This window comes from Pseudomonas mucidolens (assembly GCF_900106045.1).
GTDB lineage: Bacteria > Pseudomonadota > Gammaproteobacteria > Pseudomonadales > Pseudomonadaceae > Aquipseudomonas > Aquipseudomonas mucidolens.
Genome location: NZ_LT629802.1, coordinates 616,527 through 632,979, shown reverse-complemented (window position 1 = coordinate 632,979; position 16,453 = coordinate 616,527). Strand labels below are relative to the sequence as shown.

The 16,453-nt window shown below is 58.6% G+C and carries 16 protein-coding genes, 4 tRNA genes and 1 riboswitch; of the genes, 5 read left to right on the top strand and 15 right to left on the bottom strand.

From position 1 onward, the window contains the following. Positions 1–7: 7 nt before the first annotated feature. Positions 8–502: a hypothetical protein gene (locus BLU75_RS03120; protein WP_130909353.1), complete on the top strand. Its 495-nt coding sequence runs from the start codon at positions 8–10 to the stop codon at positions 500–502. Between the two features lie 82 nt (positions 503–584). Here the strand turns inward: BLU75_RS03120 and BLU75_RS03115 are convergent. Further along, positions 585–661, bottom strand: a tRNA-Arg gene (locus BLU75_RS03115). A gap of 328 nt (positions 662–989) precedes the next feature. On the opposite strand from BLU75_RS03115, the gene BLU75_RS03110 reads away from it, so the two are divergent. Together BLU75_RS03110 and BLU75_RS03105 are read left to right on the top strand one after the other, a co-directional pair. After that, positions 990–1,214 (top strand): hypothetical protein, encoded by a 225-nt coding sequence (locus BLU75_RS03110; RefSeq protein ID WP_084379478.1) that lies wholly within the window; start codon positions 990–992, stop codon positions 1,212–1,214. Between the two features lie 27 nt (positions 1,215–1,241). After that, the gene (locus tag BLU75_RS03105) at positions 1,242–1,421 is read left to right on the top strand and encodes a PA3371 family protein (RefSeq protein ID WP_084379479.1); all 180 of its coding nucleotides are present in this window, start codon (positions 1,242–1,244) and stop codon (positions 1,419–1,421) included. 46 nt (positions 1,422–1,467) lie between these two features. Here BLU75_RS03105 and BLU75_RS03100 read toward each other — a convergent pair whose 3' ends face one another. Beyond that, on the bottom strand, positions 1,468–1,716 hold the full coding sequence (locus BLU75_RS03100; protein ID WP_084379480.1) for a hypothetical protein: 249 nt from the start codon (positions 1,714–1,716) through the stop codon (positions 1,468–1,470). Between the two features lie 110 nt (positions 1,717–1,826). Between BLU75_RS03100 and BLU75_RS03095 the strand changes: the two genes are divergently transcribed. Beyond that, positions 1,827–2,153, top strand: coding sequence for an Arc family DNA-binding protein (locus tag BLU75_RS03095; protein WP_084379481.1), 327 nt, complete (start codon positions 1,827–1,829; stop codon positions 2,151–2,153). Between the two features lie 103 nt (positions 2,154–2,256). Here BLU75_RS03095 and mgtE read toward each other — a convergent pair whose 3' ends face one another. From mgtE to ltaE, 8 genes are all read right to left on the bottom strand, one after another. Further along, positions 2,257–3,699, bottom strand: a complete 1,443-nt coding sequence (mgtE, locus tag BLU75_RS03090; RefSeq protein ID WP_090221369.1) for a magnesium transporter — start codon at positions 3,697–3,699, stop codon at positions 2,257–2,259. A gap of 383 nt (positions 3,700–4,082) precedes the next feature. After that, positions 4,083–4,159, bottom strand: a tRNA-Arg gene (locus tag BLU75_RS03085). Between the two features lie 72 nt (positions 4,160–4,231). Continuing rightward, positions 4,232–4,308, bottom strand: a tRNA-Arg gene (locus tag BLU75_RS03080). 109 nt (positions 4,309–4,417) lie between these two features. Beyond that, positions 4,418–4,508 (bottom strand) — tRNA-Ser (locus tag BLU75_RS03075). Positions 4,509–4,570: 62 nt separating this feature from the next. Then, positions 4,571–4,759 carry a carbon storage regulator CsrA gene (gene csrA / locus BLU75_RS03070; RefSeq protein ID WP_084379483.1) on the bottom strand — a complete coding sequence of 63 codons (189 nt, stop codon included), beginning with the start codon at positions 4,757–4,759 and terminating at the stop codon, positions 4,571–4,573. A gap of 186 nt (positions 4,760–4,945) precedes the next feature. Next, positions 4,946–6,187, bottom strand: a complete 1,242-nt coding sequence (locus BLU75_RS03065) for an aspartate kinase (RefSeq protein WP_084379484.1) — start codon at positions 6,185–6,187, stop codon at positions 4,946–4,948. A gap of 97 nt (positions 6,188–6,284) precedes the next feature. Further along, positions 6,285–8,903: an alanine--tRNA ligase gene (alaS, locus tag BLU75_RS03060; RefSeq protein ID WP_084379485.1), complete on the bottom strand. Its 2,619-nt coding sequence runs from the start codon at positions 8,901–8,903 to the stop codon at positions 6,285–6,287. A 146-nt stretch (positions 8,904–9,049) separates the two neighbouring features. Then, positions 9,050–10,054: a low-specificity L-threonine aldolase gene (gene ltaE, locus BLU75_RS03055; RefSeq protein WP_084379486.1), complete on the bottom strand. Its 1,005-nt coding sequence runs from the start codon at positions 10,052–10,054 to the stop codon at positions 9,050–9,052. Positions 10,055–10,225: 171 nt separating this feature from the next. After that, positions 10,226–10,395: riboswitch (FMN riboswitch) on the top strand. 112 nt (positions 10,396–10,507) lie between these two features. Between ltaE and BLU75_RS03050 the strand changes: the two genes are divergently transcribed. Further along, the gene (locus BLU75_RS03050; RefSeq protein WP_084379487.1) at positions 10,508–11,017 is read left to right on the top strand and encodes a 6,7-dimethyl-8-ribityllumazine synthase; all 510 of its coding nucleotides are present in this window, start codon (positions 10,508–10,510) and stop codon (positions 11,015–11,017) included. Positions 11,018–11,086: 69 nt separating this feature from the next. On the opposite strand, the gene astE is transcribed toward BLU75_RS03050, so the two are convergent. From astE to astA, 5 genes are all read right to left on the bottom strand, one after another. Further along, positions 11,087–12,091, bottom strand: a complete 1,005-nt coding sequence (gene astE / locus BLU75_RS03045; protein ID WP_084379488.1) for a succinylglutamate desuccinylase — start codon at positions 12,089–12,091, stop codon at positions 11,087–11,089. Between the two features lie 12 nt (positions 12,092–12,103). Further along, complete coding sequence (locus BLU75_RS03040) at positions 12,104–12,391, bottom strand: hypothetical protein (protein WP_003175651.1); 288 nt, start codon at positions 12,389–12,391, stop codon at positions 12,104–12,106. A gap of 24 nt (positions 12,392–12,415) precedes the next feature. Beyond that, positions 12,416–13,762, bottom strand: a complete 1,347-nt coding sequence (astB, locus tag BLU75_RS03035) for an N-succinylarginine dihydrolase (protein ID WP_084379489.1) — start codon at positions 13,760–13,762, stop codon at positions 12,416–12,418. A gap of 152 nt (positions 13,763–13,914) precedes the next feature. Then, positions 13,915–15,384, bottom strand: a complete 1,470-nt coding sequence (gene astD, locus BLU75_RS03030; protein WP_165447475.1) for a succinylglutamate-semialdehyde dehydrogenase — start codon at positions 15,382–15,384, stop codon at positions 13,915–13,917. After that, positions 15,381–16,406, bottom strand: a complete 1,026-nt coding sequence (gene astA, locus BLU75_RS03025; RefSeq protein ID WP_084379491.1) for an arginine N-succinyltransferase — start codon at positions 16,404–16,406, stop codon at positions 15,381–15,383. Before astA ends, astD begins: the two co-directional genes overlap by 4 nt. Positions 16,407–16,453 lie beyond the last annotated feature (47 nt).

The window sequence follows — 16,453 nt, the reverse complement described above, 5'->3', positions numbered from 1 at the left end:
GGTCTATGTGCCAAAAATACCTTTGCCTAGTTTTGAAATTATTCAGATAGCACAGAATTATCTAGACGCAGCTCTCGTTCTTGAGCAATCAAGATCTGGGCCCGGCGCGTTGGGGCCCGCCAGTATGCTGGCTGCTTTCTCAATGGAGCTTTTTCTCAAAGCCTTTCACGCGCGAGACGCAAGCATTCCACTTCAGGGGTTCGGGTCAGTTGAGATGTTCTGCGGTGCTTTAAAGTCCGCACACGGGCATGACCTATTGAAGCTTTACGATAGTTTGCCCGCTGAGTTCCTCAAAGCCATAAATGACGCCTCAGAAGAGCTTTCGCCCGGGTTCGGCCTTCGGGAGAAGATCGAACGCTACAAAAATCATTTCGTAGGTATCCGGTACGAATATGAACCAGGTGCGATAGGCATAATCAGGAGCGAGATGTTCGACGTTGCCGAGCACCTAGGCAAAATATGCGAAGCGCTCGCTCCACGTGCGTACGGGTTGGAGAGATGACACTGTGACCTCTACTGCTGTCACCCTGCTGTCACGGAAAAAGTGCGGTGACAGTGGATCGACGCGAAAGGCCCTATTTGTATGGTGTCCCAGGGCCGGTTCGAACGGCCAACCTTCCCCTTAGGAGGGGGATGCTCTATCCAATTGAGCTACTGGGACAAATGACAGTCGCACCGCTCAAAGGCGTTGCGACAGACGGCGTGCATGTTAACGGCCAAGGTGAGTTTTGTCATGTCGTCCGTCAGCTTTTCGCAAGTCGGTTTTTACACCAACCAGATGAGCCGTACGGTTCGATATTAAGCCTGTTCAAAATGCCATCATGCAAATTGCACTATCCCAAAGGAGCTTCATTGCAAACTGCAACGGGCCATGAGTTTGGAATCAACATATACTATTGTTTTTAAAGGATTTTATTAAAAACCAGGAGCTGGCATGACAGCTGCAGTGGGTATACTTACACCACTCGATAAAAAAGGGGTCCACACCAATGAACAGTACGCTCCTGCTCCTGAATTCACTGGCGTTGGCCACCTTGCTGGTCTTCCACTTCCAGAACACGGGTAGCGACGATATGGCACCGACCAGCCAGACAGGCAGCCGCTACACCCAACAGCGTCCACAGCTGGCGATCATGACCGTCAATGATCAATCATCGACGCGCCTGACACACGGCACGCAGTCGGCGAACGTTTCTGACCACTGGGTTTTCTGACACCGTTTTGTTTTACCGGAGCGACTCATGACCAAGCCAGCCTGGCTGTCTCTGACCTTAGCCTTGGCCGCCGGCCTCCTCGGCCTCGATGTCACGTCGCATGGCATGCAGATCGCCGCCTTTGTCGCCAGCGGTATATTGACTGCGACTGGCGTACTGTCCCTCATCGCCGGGAAGCGCTTCAAGTTCGACCCCGTATTGCGCTGATTGCTTTCTCCCGCCAAGACCCGCCCTTCCGACGCCCAGCCGTAGGTCACCCGCCCGAGCAAATCGGCAATTTGCCACTAGTCTTAAAATGAAAGGCGAAGGTCGGCATTGCTATACGATGGGCGTGCCAACCCACCTTCTGATTGGGCACATGCGGCTCGAGCATCGACTGAGTACCGCGCGAAAATTTTTCTAACCAGTCCGCAAATTTGAAAAGCAGTACTGGCATAAAGCCTGTATCGGGTTCAATATTTGTCACAGAATTGACGCCAGTGAACCGGCGGATTTGAGGCATGATGCGGCCTCTTTGCAATTCGGGTTGAACATTTGGCAGCAAACCTTGTCCTAACACACATGTTGCGGCCAATCCCAAGAACCGCTCCCCTGAACTTACCGGTTAAATATATGCGCCCATTGAAACAGGCAATTTATTCCAGCCGTACGGCTGACAAGTTCGTCGTACGTCTGCCAGACGGAATGCGGGAACGCATTGCCGAGGTGGCTCGCAATCATCATCGCAGCATGAACTCCGAAATCATCGCGCGCATGGAGCAAAGCCTTATTCAGGAAGGCGCGCTGGGCGACGAGTTGAGCATGCGACTGGACAGCCCGGAGCTGTCACTGCATGAACGCGAACTGCTGCAACGTTTCCGTCAGCTCTCTCACCGTCAGCAAAATGCGCTTGTGTCGCTGATTGCCCATGACGCTGAGGCAGCCGCAGTAGCCGAATAGCCGGCAATTGAAAGCTGAAGCCAGCCTTGTGCTGGCTTTTTTTTGCCTGGAATTTGACGGGTACGCGGACCGCGCAGCCCTTATCGGGCTGCGCGGGAAGGGTTCAGAGCAGGAAGATGGTTGCCAGCCCAAGGAAGATGAAGAAGCCACCGCTGTCGGTCACAGCCGTGATCATCACGCTGGCGCCCATTGCCGGGTCGCGACCAAGGCGCGCCAGGGTCATCGGGATCAACACCCCCATCAAGGCTGCCAGCAACAGATTGAGGGTCATGGCGGCCGTCATCACCACGCCCAGGGACCAACTGCCGTAAAGCAGGTAGGCAACCACACCGATCACCCCACCCCACACCAGACCGTTGATCAGGCCTACGGCCAATTCCTTGCGCATCAGCCGCGAAGTGTTACCCGTGCTCACCTGGTCCAGCGCCATCGCCCGCACGATCATGGTAATCGTCTGGTTGCCGGAGTTGCCGCCAATCCCCGCAACGATGGGCATCAGCGCAGCCAATGCCACCAACTTCTCGATGGAACCTTCAAACAGGCCAATTACACGAGAAGCAATAAATGCTGTAATCAGGTTCACTGCCAGCCACGCCCAGCGGTTGCGCAGGGATTTCCAGACTGACGCAAAAATATCTTCCTCTTCACGCAGACCCGCCATGTTGAGGACTTCGCTTTCGCTTTCCTCACGAATCAGGTCGACCATTTCATCGATGGTCAAACGACCGATCAGCTTGCCGTTCTTGTCGACGACCGGGGCCGAGATCAAGTCATAGCGCTCGAACGCCTGGGCAGCATCATAGGCATCTTCATCCGGGTGAAAACTCACCGGATCGCTGGCCATGACCTCCGCAACCTGCTTGTCCGGGTCATTGACCAGCAGACGCTTGATCGGCAGCACGCCCTTGAGAATACCTTCGTAATCGACCACGAACAGTTTGTCAGTGTGGCCCGGCAACTCCTTGAGCCGACGCAGGTAACGCAGAACCACTTCCAGGCTCACATCCTCACGAATGGTCACCATTTCGAAGTCCATCAGCGCGCCGACCTGATCCTCGTCATAGGACAACGCGGAGCGAACGCGCTCACGCTGCTGACCGTCAAGGGTCTCCATCAGCTCATGGACAACATCGCGCGGCAGCTCAGGCGCGAGGTCGGCCAGTTCGTCGGCGTCCATTTCCTTGGCGGCCGCCAGCAGCTCGTGATCGTCCATGTCGGCGATCAGCGTTTCACGTACCGAGTCGGATACTTCGAGAAGGATGTCGCCGTCGCGGTCCGCCTTGACCAACTGCCAAAGGGTCAGACGATCATCCAGCGGTAAGGCTTCAAGGATATAGGCGACGTCGGCGGAGTGCAGATCATCGAGCTTGCGCTGCAGCTCGACGAGATTTTGCCGGTGGACCAGATTCTCGACCCGATCCTGGTGAGGACCTTCCTGGCGATGAGTCAGGTCTTCAACCACACGCTGGCGCTGCAGCAGCTCAACGACTTGAGCCAGGCGATCCTGCAGGCTTTCTTGTGTTTTCTTTACTTCTACTTCGGTCATAGGCGAACTCCACTCCCAGCAGCGGGGCACGCCGGAAGGATCAATCAGTCAATTCATGATTGGTAAAACGGGGTACTGAGTAACTACTGGGTAAGTCCATGGAGGTATTCCACAAGCCCCGGCGGGGCTGACGAGCGCAATGATACACCGCCCGGCCGTTTTAAACGTTAAAAAACTGGAAAGAACAAGCGCTTGCGAAGCAAAGCTGAGTAGCGGCCACACGTATGCTGCGACGACACAGGACGCAAAGAAAACACATGGCCCCGAGAGAAAAACCGAAAGCCATGGATTCTCCCCACGAAAAGGCTCACGACAACATGCTCGCAACAAAACAAATACCCCAGACGGCAAAAAGCCCGCACTAGGCGGGCTTTTTGTTTGTATGGTGCACTCGACAGGATTCGAACCTGTGACCGCTCGGTTCGTAGCCGAGTACTCTATCCAGCTGAGCTACGAGTGCAGGTTGTGTTTTTATACCAGATCACAACTGGCTGAAGCAAAGCTAACTGCATCACTGCAACTAACTCTTAAATGGTGCACTCGACAGGATTCGAACCTGTGACCGCTCGGTTCGTAGCCGAGTACTCTATCCAGCTGAGCTACGAGTGCATTTGTTGCCGCGCATTATAGGCCGTCCAATCTCTATGTAAAGCTATTTTTTCTAGTAATTTCAACAACTTACCGAAAAAATACAGATTGCAACGTACTAAGCAAATAATGGCGGAGAACGGGGGATTCGAACCCCCGACACCCTTTTGAGGTGTACTCCCTTAGCAGGGGAGCGCCTTCGGCCACTCGGCCAGCTCTCCGCAACACGGGGCGTATATTAACCAGCTTCATCCCCGTTTGCAAACATAAAAAACGATAAAAATTAATGGCTTGGTTCGTCGTCCTTCTCTTTCTTGATCCGCAAGTAGATTTCCTCACGGCGGACAGCCACCTCTTTCGGGGCGTTAACCCCGATCCGTACTTGATTGCCTTTGACGCCGAGCACGGTCACGGTGATTTCGCCATCACCAATAATCAGGCTTTCTGCGCATCGACGAGTCAGAATCAGCATGCCTTTCTCCTCACGCATTTCAGTTCAGGGACAACAGTCTGCAAAAAAAAGGCATTCGACCTACAACCAGACGGTCATAGCCTTATCTGCCTAAGTATTGTCGAGCACGCGTAAAAGAACAGGTCCATACACCCACCCGGCAAAAAAATGAAAGGCGCGGATCAACCGCGCCTTCCTGGCATTGCGTCACTCACCCTGTCGGGCAGGAGCATCCAGCTCAAACGCGGTATGCAGCGCGCGCACGGCCAATTCCAGATATTTCTCTTCGATGACCACCGAAACCTTGATTTCCGAGGTGGAAATCATCTGGATATTGATAGTTTCCTTGGCCAGGGACTCAAACATGCGGCTGGCGACACCCGCGTGGGAGCGCATGCCGACACCGACGATCGAAACCTTGGCGATCTTGGTATCGCCCACTACTTCACGGGCGCCGATTTCGCGGGCGGTATTTTTCAGGATCCGTTCCGCCGCATCGTATTCATTGCGATGCACGGTGAAGGTGAAGTCCGTGGTGTTATCGTGCGCAACGTTCTGCACGATCATGTCGACTTCAATGTTCGCGCCGCTGATGGGGCCCAGAATCTTGAAGGCCACGCCCGGAGTGTCTGGCACGCCACGGATCGTCAGCTTGGCTTCATCGCGGTTGAAAGCGATGCCGGAAATGATCGGCTGTTCCATGGATTCCTCTTCATCAATAGTAATGAGGGTACCCGGACCCTCCTTGAAGCTGTGCAATACGCGCAGCGGAACGTTGTACTTGCCGGCGAACTCCACCGCACGAATCTGCAGTACCTTGGAACCGAGGCTGGCCATTTCCAGCATCTCTTCGAAGGTGATCTTGTCCAGGCGCTGAGCCACGGGCACCACGCGAGGATCGGTGGTGTAAACACCATCTACATCGGTGTATATCTGGCATTCGTCAGCCTTGAGAGCTGCCGCCAGCGCCACGCCGGTGGTGTCCGAGCCGCCACGACCGAGCGTGGTGATGTTGCCGTTTTCGTCCACACCCTGGAAACCGGCGACAACCACGACCCGACCTTCCTTCAGATCAACACGAATCTTCTGATCATCAATCTGCAGGATACGCGCCTTAGTGTGCGCGCTGTCGGTCAGGATGCGCACCTGACTCCCAGTGTAGGACACCGCCGGCACCCCACGTTTGTTCAGCGCCATCGCCAACAGGGCAATGGTCACCTGCTCGCCCGTGGACACAATCACGTCCAACTCACGAGGAAGCGGTTGCTGATCGCCACTGATTGACTTGGCCAGATCGATCAGACGATTGGTCTCGCCGCTCATGGCAGACAACACCACTACCAGGTCATCGCCGGCATCGCGGAATTTTTTAACCTTGTCGGCCACCTGCTCGATTCTTTCGACAGAGCCGACCGAGGTGCCTCCGAATTTCTGTACGATCAAAGCCATTTCTAAGCCGCCTCAGCCCGTAAAGGGGCGCCCAATAAACAAATCTTCCAGCAGCCGATCGAGCCCATGACTAGAGCATGGGCCGAATAACAGCGCCTTAAATACCTGCCTCGACAAACGGAACGGTCAGCGCCAGGGCCGCGTCCAGGGCACCGGCGTCAACACCACCGCCTTGCGCCATGTCCGGACGACCACCGCCCTTCCCGCCCACTGCCGCGGCAGCTTGTTTCATCAAATCACCGGCTTTGAGTTGGCCAGTCAGGTCTTTGGTCACACCGGCAACCAGCACGACCTTTTCCTCGTGGACACTGCCGAGCAGGATCACTGCGCGGCCGAGTTTGTTCTTCAACTGGTCGACCAAGGCCAACAGCGCCTTGCCATCCTGGCCGTCCAGGCGTGCAGCCAGGACGTTCACACCCTTGACGTCCAGCGCCGAAGCCGACAGATCGTCGCCCGCCGCGCTGGCAGCCTTGGCTTGCAACTGCTCCAGTTGTTTCTCCAGGGCGCGGTTGCGCTCCAGCACGGCGGACAGTTTGTCGATCAGGTTGTCGCGGCTGCCTTTGACCAGGCTGGCCGCTTCCTTGAGTTGTTCTTCCGCCGCATTGAGGTAAGCCAGGGCCGCAGCCCCCGTCACGGCCTCAATACGACGCACACCCGAAGCCACACCACCTTCGCTGATAATTTTCAGCAGGGCGATGTCGCCGGTGCGGTTGGCGTGGATGCCGCCACACAGCTCCACCGAGAAATCGCCACCCATGCTCAATACGCGCACACTGTCGCCGTATTTTTCGCCAAACAGCGCCATGGCGCCCTTGGCCTTGGCGGTCTCGATGTCGGTTTCTTCGGTTTCAACGGCGGTGTTCTTGCGAATCTCAGCGTTGACGATGTCTTCCAGGGCCTTGATCTGCTCAGGCTTGATCGCTTCAAAGTGGCTGAAGTCGAAACGCAGACGCTGGCTGTCGACCAAGGAACCTTTCTGCTGGACGTGCTCGCCCAATACCTGGCGCAGCGCGGCGTGCAGCAGGTGCGTCGCCGAGTGGTTCAGCGAAGTGGCGTGGCGCACGTCAGCGTCGACCTGGGTCTCCACCGGCGAACCGACGGTCAGGCTGCCCGATGCCAACACACCGTGGTGCAGGAACGCGCCGCCGGTCTTGGTGGTGTCACGCACATCAAAACGACCGGAAGCCGCCTTGAGGAAACCGCAGTCGCCAATCTGGCCACCGGATTCAGCGTAGAACGGGGTCTGGTCGAGGACCACAACGCCTTCATCGCCTTCACTCAATACATCAACCGACTGGCCTTCCTTATAGAGGGCAACCACTTTGGCCGAACCGCTGGTGGCCTTGTAGCCGGTGAACTCGGTGGCCACGTCAACCTTGACCAGGCTGTTGTAGTCCATGCCGAACGAGCTGGCCGAACGTGCACGCACGCGCTGGGCTTCCATCTCGCGCTCGAAACCTTCCTCGTCGAGGGTCAGGTTGCGCTCACGGGCGATGTCGCCGGTCAGGTCCATCGGGAAACCGTAGGTGTCGTAGAGTTTGAACACCACATCGCCCGGTACCACGCTGCCCTGCAGGCTGGCGAGGTCTTGCTCGAGGATTTTCAGGCCCTGCTCCAGGGTCTTGGCGAACTGCTCTTCTTCAGCCTTCAACACGCGCTCGATGTGCGCCTGGTTTTGCTTGAGTTCCGGGAAGGCGTCGCCCATCTCGGCAACCAGGGCCGCAACGATCTGGTAGAAGAAGCTGCCGTTGGCGCCCAGTTTGTTGCCGTGGCGGCAAGCGCGACGAATGATGCGACGCAGCACGTAGCCACGGCCTTCGTTGGACGGCAGCACACCGTCGGCAATCAGGAAGCCGCAGGAACGGATGTGGTCAGCCACAACCTTGAGCGAGGCCTGGTCATCGTTGCTGCAACCAATGGCCTTGGCGGCCGCGGCCAGCAGGCTCTGGAACAGGTCGATTTCGTAGTTGGAGTGAACGTGTTGCATCACCGCACTGATTCGCTCCAGACCCATGCCGGTGTCGACCGACGGCGCTGGCAACGGGTGCAACACGCCATCGGCGGTGCGGTTGAACTGCATGAACACGTTGTTCCAGATCTCGATGTAGCGGTCGCCGTCTTCCTCTGGCGAGCCCGGCGGGCCGCCCCAGATGTCGGCGCCGTGATCATAAAAGATCTCGGTGCAAGGACCGCACGGACCGGTATCGCCCATGGTCCAGAAGTTGTCAGAGGCGTACGGCGCACCTTTGTTGTCGCCAATACGCACCATGCGTTCGGCTGGGACGCCGACCTGCTTGGTCCAGATGTCGTAGGCCTCGTCATCGCTGGCGTAGACGGTGACCCAGAGTTTTTCCTTCGGCAGTTTCAGCACACCAGTCAGGAAGGTCCAGGCGAAATTGATCGCGTCTTGCTTGAAATAATCGCCAAAGCTGAAGTTGCCGAGCATTTCGAAAAAAGTGTGGTGACGGGCGGTGTAGCCGACGTTTTCCAGATCGTTGTGTTTACCACCGGCGCGTACGCACTTCTGACTGCTGACGGCGCGGGTATAGGCGCGCTTTTCCTGGCCCAGGAAGCAGTCCTTGAACTGGTTCATCCCCGCGTTAGTGAACAGCAGGGTCGGATCATTACCTGGGATCAAGGAGCTGGAGGAGACACGGGTGTGACCTTGCTCTTCGAAGAAGCGAAGGAAGGCTTCACGGATTTCTGCGCTTTTCATTAGGTTCTTCCACGGAGGCTGCGGCCAAAGGCCAGTGCGCAACATCATCAGACGGAGCGACGGCAAAGGGCCGCATTATATCGGCCCTTTGCCGGTGGTACAGCGTGTTTATGCGATAGAAACCGTCAATTAGACGGTCAGCACTGTCATTTTCGGGAAAACTCGACGAATGTCGCGACAACCTGCTCGATCTGCGCCCGGCTGACGTCCAGGTGCGTGACCATTCGCAGCCGCGAGGCGGCACTCAACGTGATCCCGCGCGCAGCGGCAAAACGTTTCAAGGCCTGAGCCTGATCCCCGACCTGTACATAGACCATGTTGGTCTGCACCGGCTCTACCGTATAACCGGCCTTGCGCAATTCCTCGCCCAGCCATTGGGCGTTGGCATGGTCTTCGGCCAGGCGCTCGACCTGATGGTCAAGCGCATACAGTCCGGCCGCCGCCAGCGAGCCCGCCTGGCGCATACCGCCACCGACCATTTTGCGCAGACGACGCGCCTTGGCAATCAATTCACTGGAACCGCACAACACCGAGCCGATGGGGGCACCGAGTCCCTTGGACAGGCAGACCGACACCGAGTCGAAGTGCTGCGCTATCTCCCGGGCATCCACCCCCAGCTTGACTGCCGCGTTGTAGAGACGCGCACCGTCCAAGTGCAGGGCCAGGCCGTGCTCGCGGGTAAACGCCCGTGCAGCCGCCAGGTACGACAGCGGCAAGACTTTGCCCTGCATGGTGTTTTCCAGTGCCAGCAGTCGGGTACGGGCGAAATGGAAGTCATCGGGTTTGATCGCTTCTGCCACCTGGGTCAGGTCCAGCGAACCATCGGCCTGCACGTCCAGCGGCTGGGGCTGGATCGAGCCCAGCACGGCCGCACCGCCACCCTCGTACTTATAGGTGTGGGCCTGTTGGCCGACGATGTACTCCTCGCCCCGCTCGCAGTGGGCCATCAACGCCAACAGGTTGCTCATGGTGCCAGTGGGGACGAACAACGCACTCGCAAACCCCAGACGACGGGCCAGTTCGGCTTCCAACTGATTGACGCTGGGATCCTCGCCGTAGACATCATCACCGCTGGCGGCATTCGCCATGGCCTCGCGCATACCGGGGGTAGGTTGGGTCACGGTATCGCTACGCAGGTCAATCACAGTCATCACACTTGCCTCTAACGGTTTCGGTCAGCCCTTTTGCTCACGATAACAAGCTCGCCCCTGCAAGGGAAAACTGAATACCAACCAAACAAACCGATATAGCTAATCGATACGACAGCCGTGCAGTTTTTTGAAAAGCGTGTTAAAAACTCACCGCTGCCAGGGTTCTGGCGGCAACGTTCTCAGGGCGGGGTGTAATTCCCCACCGGCGGTAATTGCGCGCAATGCGCATAGCCCGCGAGCGCTTGGCGCCTCGAACTGCTTGTGCAGGACGGCGCCAAGGTCAGCAGACCCGGTGTGATTCCGGGGCCGACGGTCATAGTCCGGATGAAGAGAGAACGGGATTGCCATCCAAGGGCCGCGCGCTGTCGCATACGTGCATGACGCAGTGATTCGCGCCCTTGAATCCCATTCGATTCATAACGCCCTGTTTTTTTCTTAAACAGGAGTCAGAACATGCAACCCACCGCAATCGACAGCAAAAGCAAAAACCACCACGGCGAGCGCGTCGCGTTTATCCAGGCCTGCTGGCACAAGGATATTGTCGATCAGAGCCGTAAAGGATTCCTCGCCGAAATGATCGCCCAGGGCTACCAGGAGTCGGATATCGACTTCTTTGAAGTCGGCGGCGCCTTTGAAATGCCGCTGCACGCCAAGCTGCTGGCCAAGTCTGGCCGTTATGCCGGCATCGTCGCCGCGGCGCTGGTAGTAGACGGCGGGATCTATCGCCACGAGTTCGTCGCCCAATCGGTCGTCAGCGGCCTGATGCAGGTTCAGTTGGAAACCGAAGTACCGGTGTTCTCCGTGTCCCTGACGCCGCATCATTTCCACGCAGGCGTCGAGCACCAGACCTTCTTCTTCGAGCACTTCGTGCACAAGGGCGAAGAAGCGGCAAAAACCTGCGCCGACACCCTGAACAAGATTCGTGCGCTGCGCCGCAACGAGCCGCGGGCGGTAGCGGTTTAAGCAACACCGACAAACACATGTGGGAGCGGGCTTGCTCGCTCCCACACGTGTTTGTGATCGTCCTTTAGTTCAGACCAGGCCGGCATCCGTCGTCGGCACAATCAATATCCCCGCACGCAGACCGTTCTTCACCTTCGGGTTGGGGAAGATGATTCGCGCGCCCTCCTCCTCGATCACCCAGCGGGTCTTGGCCAGATCCTCGGCCAACAGGTAGCCCTTCTCCAACGGCGAGAAGTTTTCCACGTCCGCCGGCAGGTGCATCAGGAAGGCATCGCTGTGCTTGATCACTTCCCGCGCCACGCTGAACAGTTGCAAACCGTCCAAGCTGTCGGTAACCGGCTCGTTGCCTTCGATGATCTGTTGCAGACGGGTTTCCAGGCGGGACACGTTAACCCCCTGGTTTTGTCCGAACGGGCGGGCCTTGCCGAGCTCCAGGGTGAACGACTCGGCGTCCAGTTGCTCGTAGGTGAAGGCCGTGAACGTGATCGAGGGCTTGTTCTGCAGCAATACCGCTTCCATGCCGGCCGCGCGCAGGCGAGCCAGCTCATGGCGCGAATGCTTGCGTCCGTCCTTCCACGGGTAGAGGGCGAACTGTTCAATTTTCGAACCACGAATGGCCGTGTGCAGGTCGTAGTGCAAGCGGCTGCGGCCTGGCAGGCTGAAAAAGTTGCGCGCCAACTGCTCCAGGTCGGCAGCGCGAATGGCTTCCGGGCCGATGTTTTTTTCATGTCGACCGTTGAACAATCGGTTGACGTCAAGTTCGAGATAACGCTCGCCGCGGCGCATCGCCTCGGGGTTACCGAACAGGAACAGAATACGGGTACGCAGTTTGATTTGCCCCTGGGCGATGCCATGCAACAGGCGGTCGAGCAGTTCGATCGGCGCGGTTTCGTTGCCATGGATGCCGGACGACAGCAGCAGGTCGCTGCCGTTGTCCCGCGCCTCGGGTGGCCGCACCTCCAGCGCGCCCTCGCTGAGCCAGCGCAGTTGCACGCCGTCGACAGTCAGTTGAATTTTTTGCGCCGGTTCGCGACCGGCGAGGGTCAGTTCAAGCAGTTTGCCGAGGGCGAGCATAAAGCAGCTTCCTTAGTGGTTGCAGCCTGGGCCGTGGACGTGATCGTCGTCATCGCCTTCAACGTCGGCCGGTTCCATTTCCAACTGCAGGCTCATCAGGTTGGTGGCCAGTGGGCGCATCAGCAGGTTGGCGTATTCGGCGTCGCCTTCTTCCACGTCGACACCGATCAGCAGTTGGCCACGGCCGTCGTGCTGGATCCAGATTTCCTTGCCCTGCCAGACCACCGCGACGCGGGTGCAGGAGGTTTCCAGTTGCGTGCCGTCGGTGTCTTCAAGAATCAGTTTCAGGGTGTCGGTCATAAAATAGCTCTCAGCCGGTGGGCATTAATTGATCTGGAAAGGATAAACCGAGCCCAGTTTAAGGATTTGCGTCAGTTCATCCAATGCCGTCCGGCACTCAAGCAACAACTGCGGGTCAGCCAGGTCAGTCTCGCGCAGGCTGTCGCGGTAATGCATGTCGACCCATTGGGTCAGGGTGTCGTACAGCGGTGGCGTCATGATAACCCCTGGATTGACCGCCGCCAGTTCAGTTTCATTCAACGCTACCCGCAGGCGCAGACAGGCCGGTCCACCACCGTTCTGCATGCTTTGCTTGAGGTCGAAGACGTTGACTTCGCGAATCAGGCCGCCGGAGGCGGTCAAGCCTTGCAGATACTGCCAGACGCGTTCGTTGTTGCGGCACTCTTCCGGCACGATCAGCAGCATCGTGCCGTCAGGGCGGGTCAGCAACTGACTGTTGAACAGATAGGAACGCACCGCGTCCTCGACGCCCACCTGGGAGCGTGGCACGCAGATCGACTGGAAGTTGCCTCCCAACTTGCCGAGCTTGCCCTGCAATTGCGCCAGCATCTGCTCGGTATTGAGGAACGCATCTTCGTGGTAGAACAGCACTTCACCGTTGCCCACCGCGATCACGTCGTTGTGGAACACGCCAGCATCGATCACTGCCGGGTTCTGCTGGCCAAACACCACGCCGTCTTCGCTGAGGCCGTGCAGCCGCGCAACAGCCTGGGAAGCTTCCAGGGTCTGGCGCGCCGGGTACTTTTGCGGTGCCGGGTAACGTGTGTCGAAGGCACTGCGACCGAACACGAAAAACTCGACACCGGCCTCGCCGTAATCACGGCAGAATCGCGTGTGGTTGGCCGCCCCTTCGTCACCGAACTGCGCCACGGCTGGCAACGCGGCGTGGTGCGCGAAGTGCTGCTGATCGGCAAACATCGCCCCCAGCACGCGACTGGTGGTCGGGTGTTCGATGCTGCGGTGGTATTTGCAGTTGAGGTTGGCGGCGGTGAAATGCACACGGCCGTCGGCGGTGTCGGCGCTCGGGCTGACGGTGGCGGCATTGGCCACCCACATGCTCGACGCCGAGCAACTGGCAACCAGCAACGGCATCGCTTGCTTGGCCGCTTGCTCAATCACTTGTGCGTCAGTGCCGGCAAACCCAAGGTTGCGCAAGGCCGCCACATCAGGACGCTCCTGGGGCGCCAGCACGCCTTGCACGAACCCCATTTCCATCAGGGCCTTCATTTTCGCCAGGCCTTGCAACGCCGCTTCCTTCGGGTTGGAAGACTGCTGGCTGTTGTTCTGGGACGCGACATTGCCGTAGGACAGACCGCCATAGTTATGGGTCGGCCCCACTAGACCGTCAAAATTGACTTCACAGGATTTCATCGGCGAGGCTCCACGAACATCTGTTTTTTATAGGCAATCTTCAGCACACCACAGATTCATTGTGGGAGGGGCTTGCTCCCGATAGCGGTGGATCAGTCACCTGATTCATCAACTGACAGACTGCTATCGGGAGCAAGCCCCCTCCCACACTTTTAGATCAGCGTTATACCCGGAGTCAGCGTTGCCGGGACTACCAGGCTCGGGGTCTCCAACGAGGCCACCGGGTACGCGCAATAATCCGCCGCGTAATACGCGCTGGCGCGATGGTTGCCCGACGCCCCGACGCCACCGAACGGCGCAGTGCTCGCCGCACCGGTCAGCTGCTTGTTCCAGTTGACGATGCCGGCCCGACTCTCCAGCCAGAACTGCTGATAGCGCGCTTCGGAATCCGAAAGCAAACCTGCCGCTAAACCGTATTGGGTGTTGTTGGCCTCGGCGATCGCCGCTGCAAAATCGGTGTAGCGGATCACCTGCAGCAGCGGGCCGAACAGTTCTTCGTCAGCACGTTCGGCAACAGCGCTCACATCGATGATGCCTGGCGTCAGCAACGCCGCCTGCGCCTGAGGCTGGGTCATCTCCAGCAGCCCCACGCCGCCGTTGGCAAGCAGCAACGCCTGGGCGTCCATCAACGCCTTGGCCGCGCCGAGGGAAATCACCGACCCCATGAACGGTGTCGGCTGCTGATCGAACGCGCCGATTTCAATCGTCGAACTCACGGCGACCAGGCGCGCCAACAGTGCGTCGCCCCACGCGCCTTGCGGCACCAGCAGGCGGCGGGCACAAGTGCAACGCTGGCCAGCGGAAATAAACGCCGACTGGATGATGGTGTAGACCGCCGCATCCACATCCGCGACTTCGTCCACCACCAGCGGGTTGTTGCCGCCCATCTCCAGCGCCAGGATCTTGTCCGGCCGCCCCGAGAACTGCTGGTGCAGGTGGTTACCGGTACGACTGGAACCGGTAAAGAACAAACCATCGATACCCGGGTTGGCCGCCAACGCAATCCCGGTTTCCCGTGCGCCTTGCAGCAAATTCAATACACCAGCGGGCAGGCCGGCTTCGACCCAGCACTGCACCGTCAACTCGGCGACTTTCGGCGTCAGTTCGCTTGGCTTGAACAGCACGGTGTTGCCCGCCAGCAAGGCCGGGACGATATGCCCGTTCGGCAGGTGACCGGGAAAGTTGTAGGGGCCGAACACCGCCACCACACCGTGTGGTTTGTGGCGCAACACAGCGCTGGCGTCGCCCAGCGGGCCGCTCTTTTCGCCGGTGCGTTCGCGGTAGCTTTGTACCGAGATCGCGATCTTGTTGGCCATGCTGGTGACTTCTGTCGCCGATTCCCACAATGGCTTGCCGGTTTCTTCACCAATACAGCGTGCAATCTCATCGGCACGCTTTTTCAGTGTGTTGGCAAAGGCTTCGAGTACGCTGATACGTTCTTCCAGCGGACGTCTGGCCCAGGCCGAAAATGCCTGACGTGCGGCCTGCACGGCGGACTCGACCTGTTCGACCGTCGCGCCATTCCCCGCCCACACGACTTGCTGGGTCACCGGGTTCAGCGACTCGACCCGTTCACCCTGGCCAGCCAGCCAGCTACCTGCGATATACAGCGAATTCATTATTTCGACTCCCGGGCTGCGGACAACGGTACGCCGCGCACTTGATCACCCGCCACCAGTTGCAGGCGCTTGGCGGTCAGCGGATCGACCACCAGAGTGCCAGCGGCCAGTCGCGCCGGTGCGGCGGTAATACGGCAATCCTCACGTTTGCGGTTGTGCATCAGGAACGGTGTGGCGTCGTCCCCTGGCGTGCCGATGGCCAGCACCAGCGCCTGACTGTCGCGCACCGCACGGATCTTAGTGGTTTCACATTCCACCGCCGGACCTGCGTCGAAGATGTCGACGTAACCCTGGTAGCTGAAACCTTCGCTCTTGAGCATGCTCAGCGCCGGCTCGGTGTCGGTGTGGACCTTGCCGATCACGTTGCGCGCATCCGGGGAGAGGAAGCAGGTGTACAGCGGAAACTTGGGCATCAGTTCAGCGATGAATGCCTTGTTGCCTACGCCGGTGAGGTAATCGGCCTGGCTGAATTCCATCTTGAAGAAGTGTCGACCCAGGCTTTCCCAAAACGGCGAACGCCCGGCATCGTCGGACATGCCGCGCATCTCGGCGATGATCTTGTTGCCGAACAACTGCGGGAACTCGGCGATAAACAGCATCCGCGCCTTGGCCAGCATGCGGCCGTTGAGGCCGTTGCGGTAATCGGCATGCAGGAACAGCGAGCACAATTCGGAGTTGCCGGTCAGATCATTGGCGAGGAACAGCGTCGGGATCTCGCGATAGATATTCAACTCCTGGGAAGCGCTGACGGTCAGGCCGACCCGAAAGTTATACCAAGGCTCGCGCAGGCCGACGGCACCGGCGATGGCGGAAATACCCACCACGCGGCCGTCATCGTTTTCCAGCACGAACAGGTAGTCCGCATCACCACGCCCGGCTTCGCCGCGAAAGGTTTTCTCGGCCCAGCCGACCCGGTGCGCCAAACGCTCTTCGTTGGCCGGCAAGGTGGTGAGGCCGGTGCCGGTGCTGCGCGCCAGATCAATCAGGGCCGGTAAATCGCTGCTGCGTACGGGACGAACGATCATGCTATCTCCTCAAGCGGGCCGCTGATTCCAAGCCACCCGTGAAACTC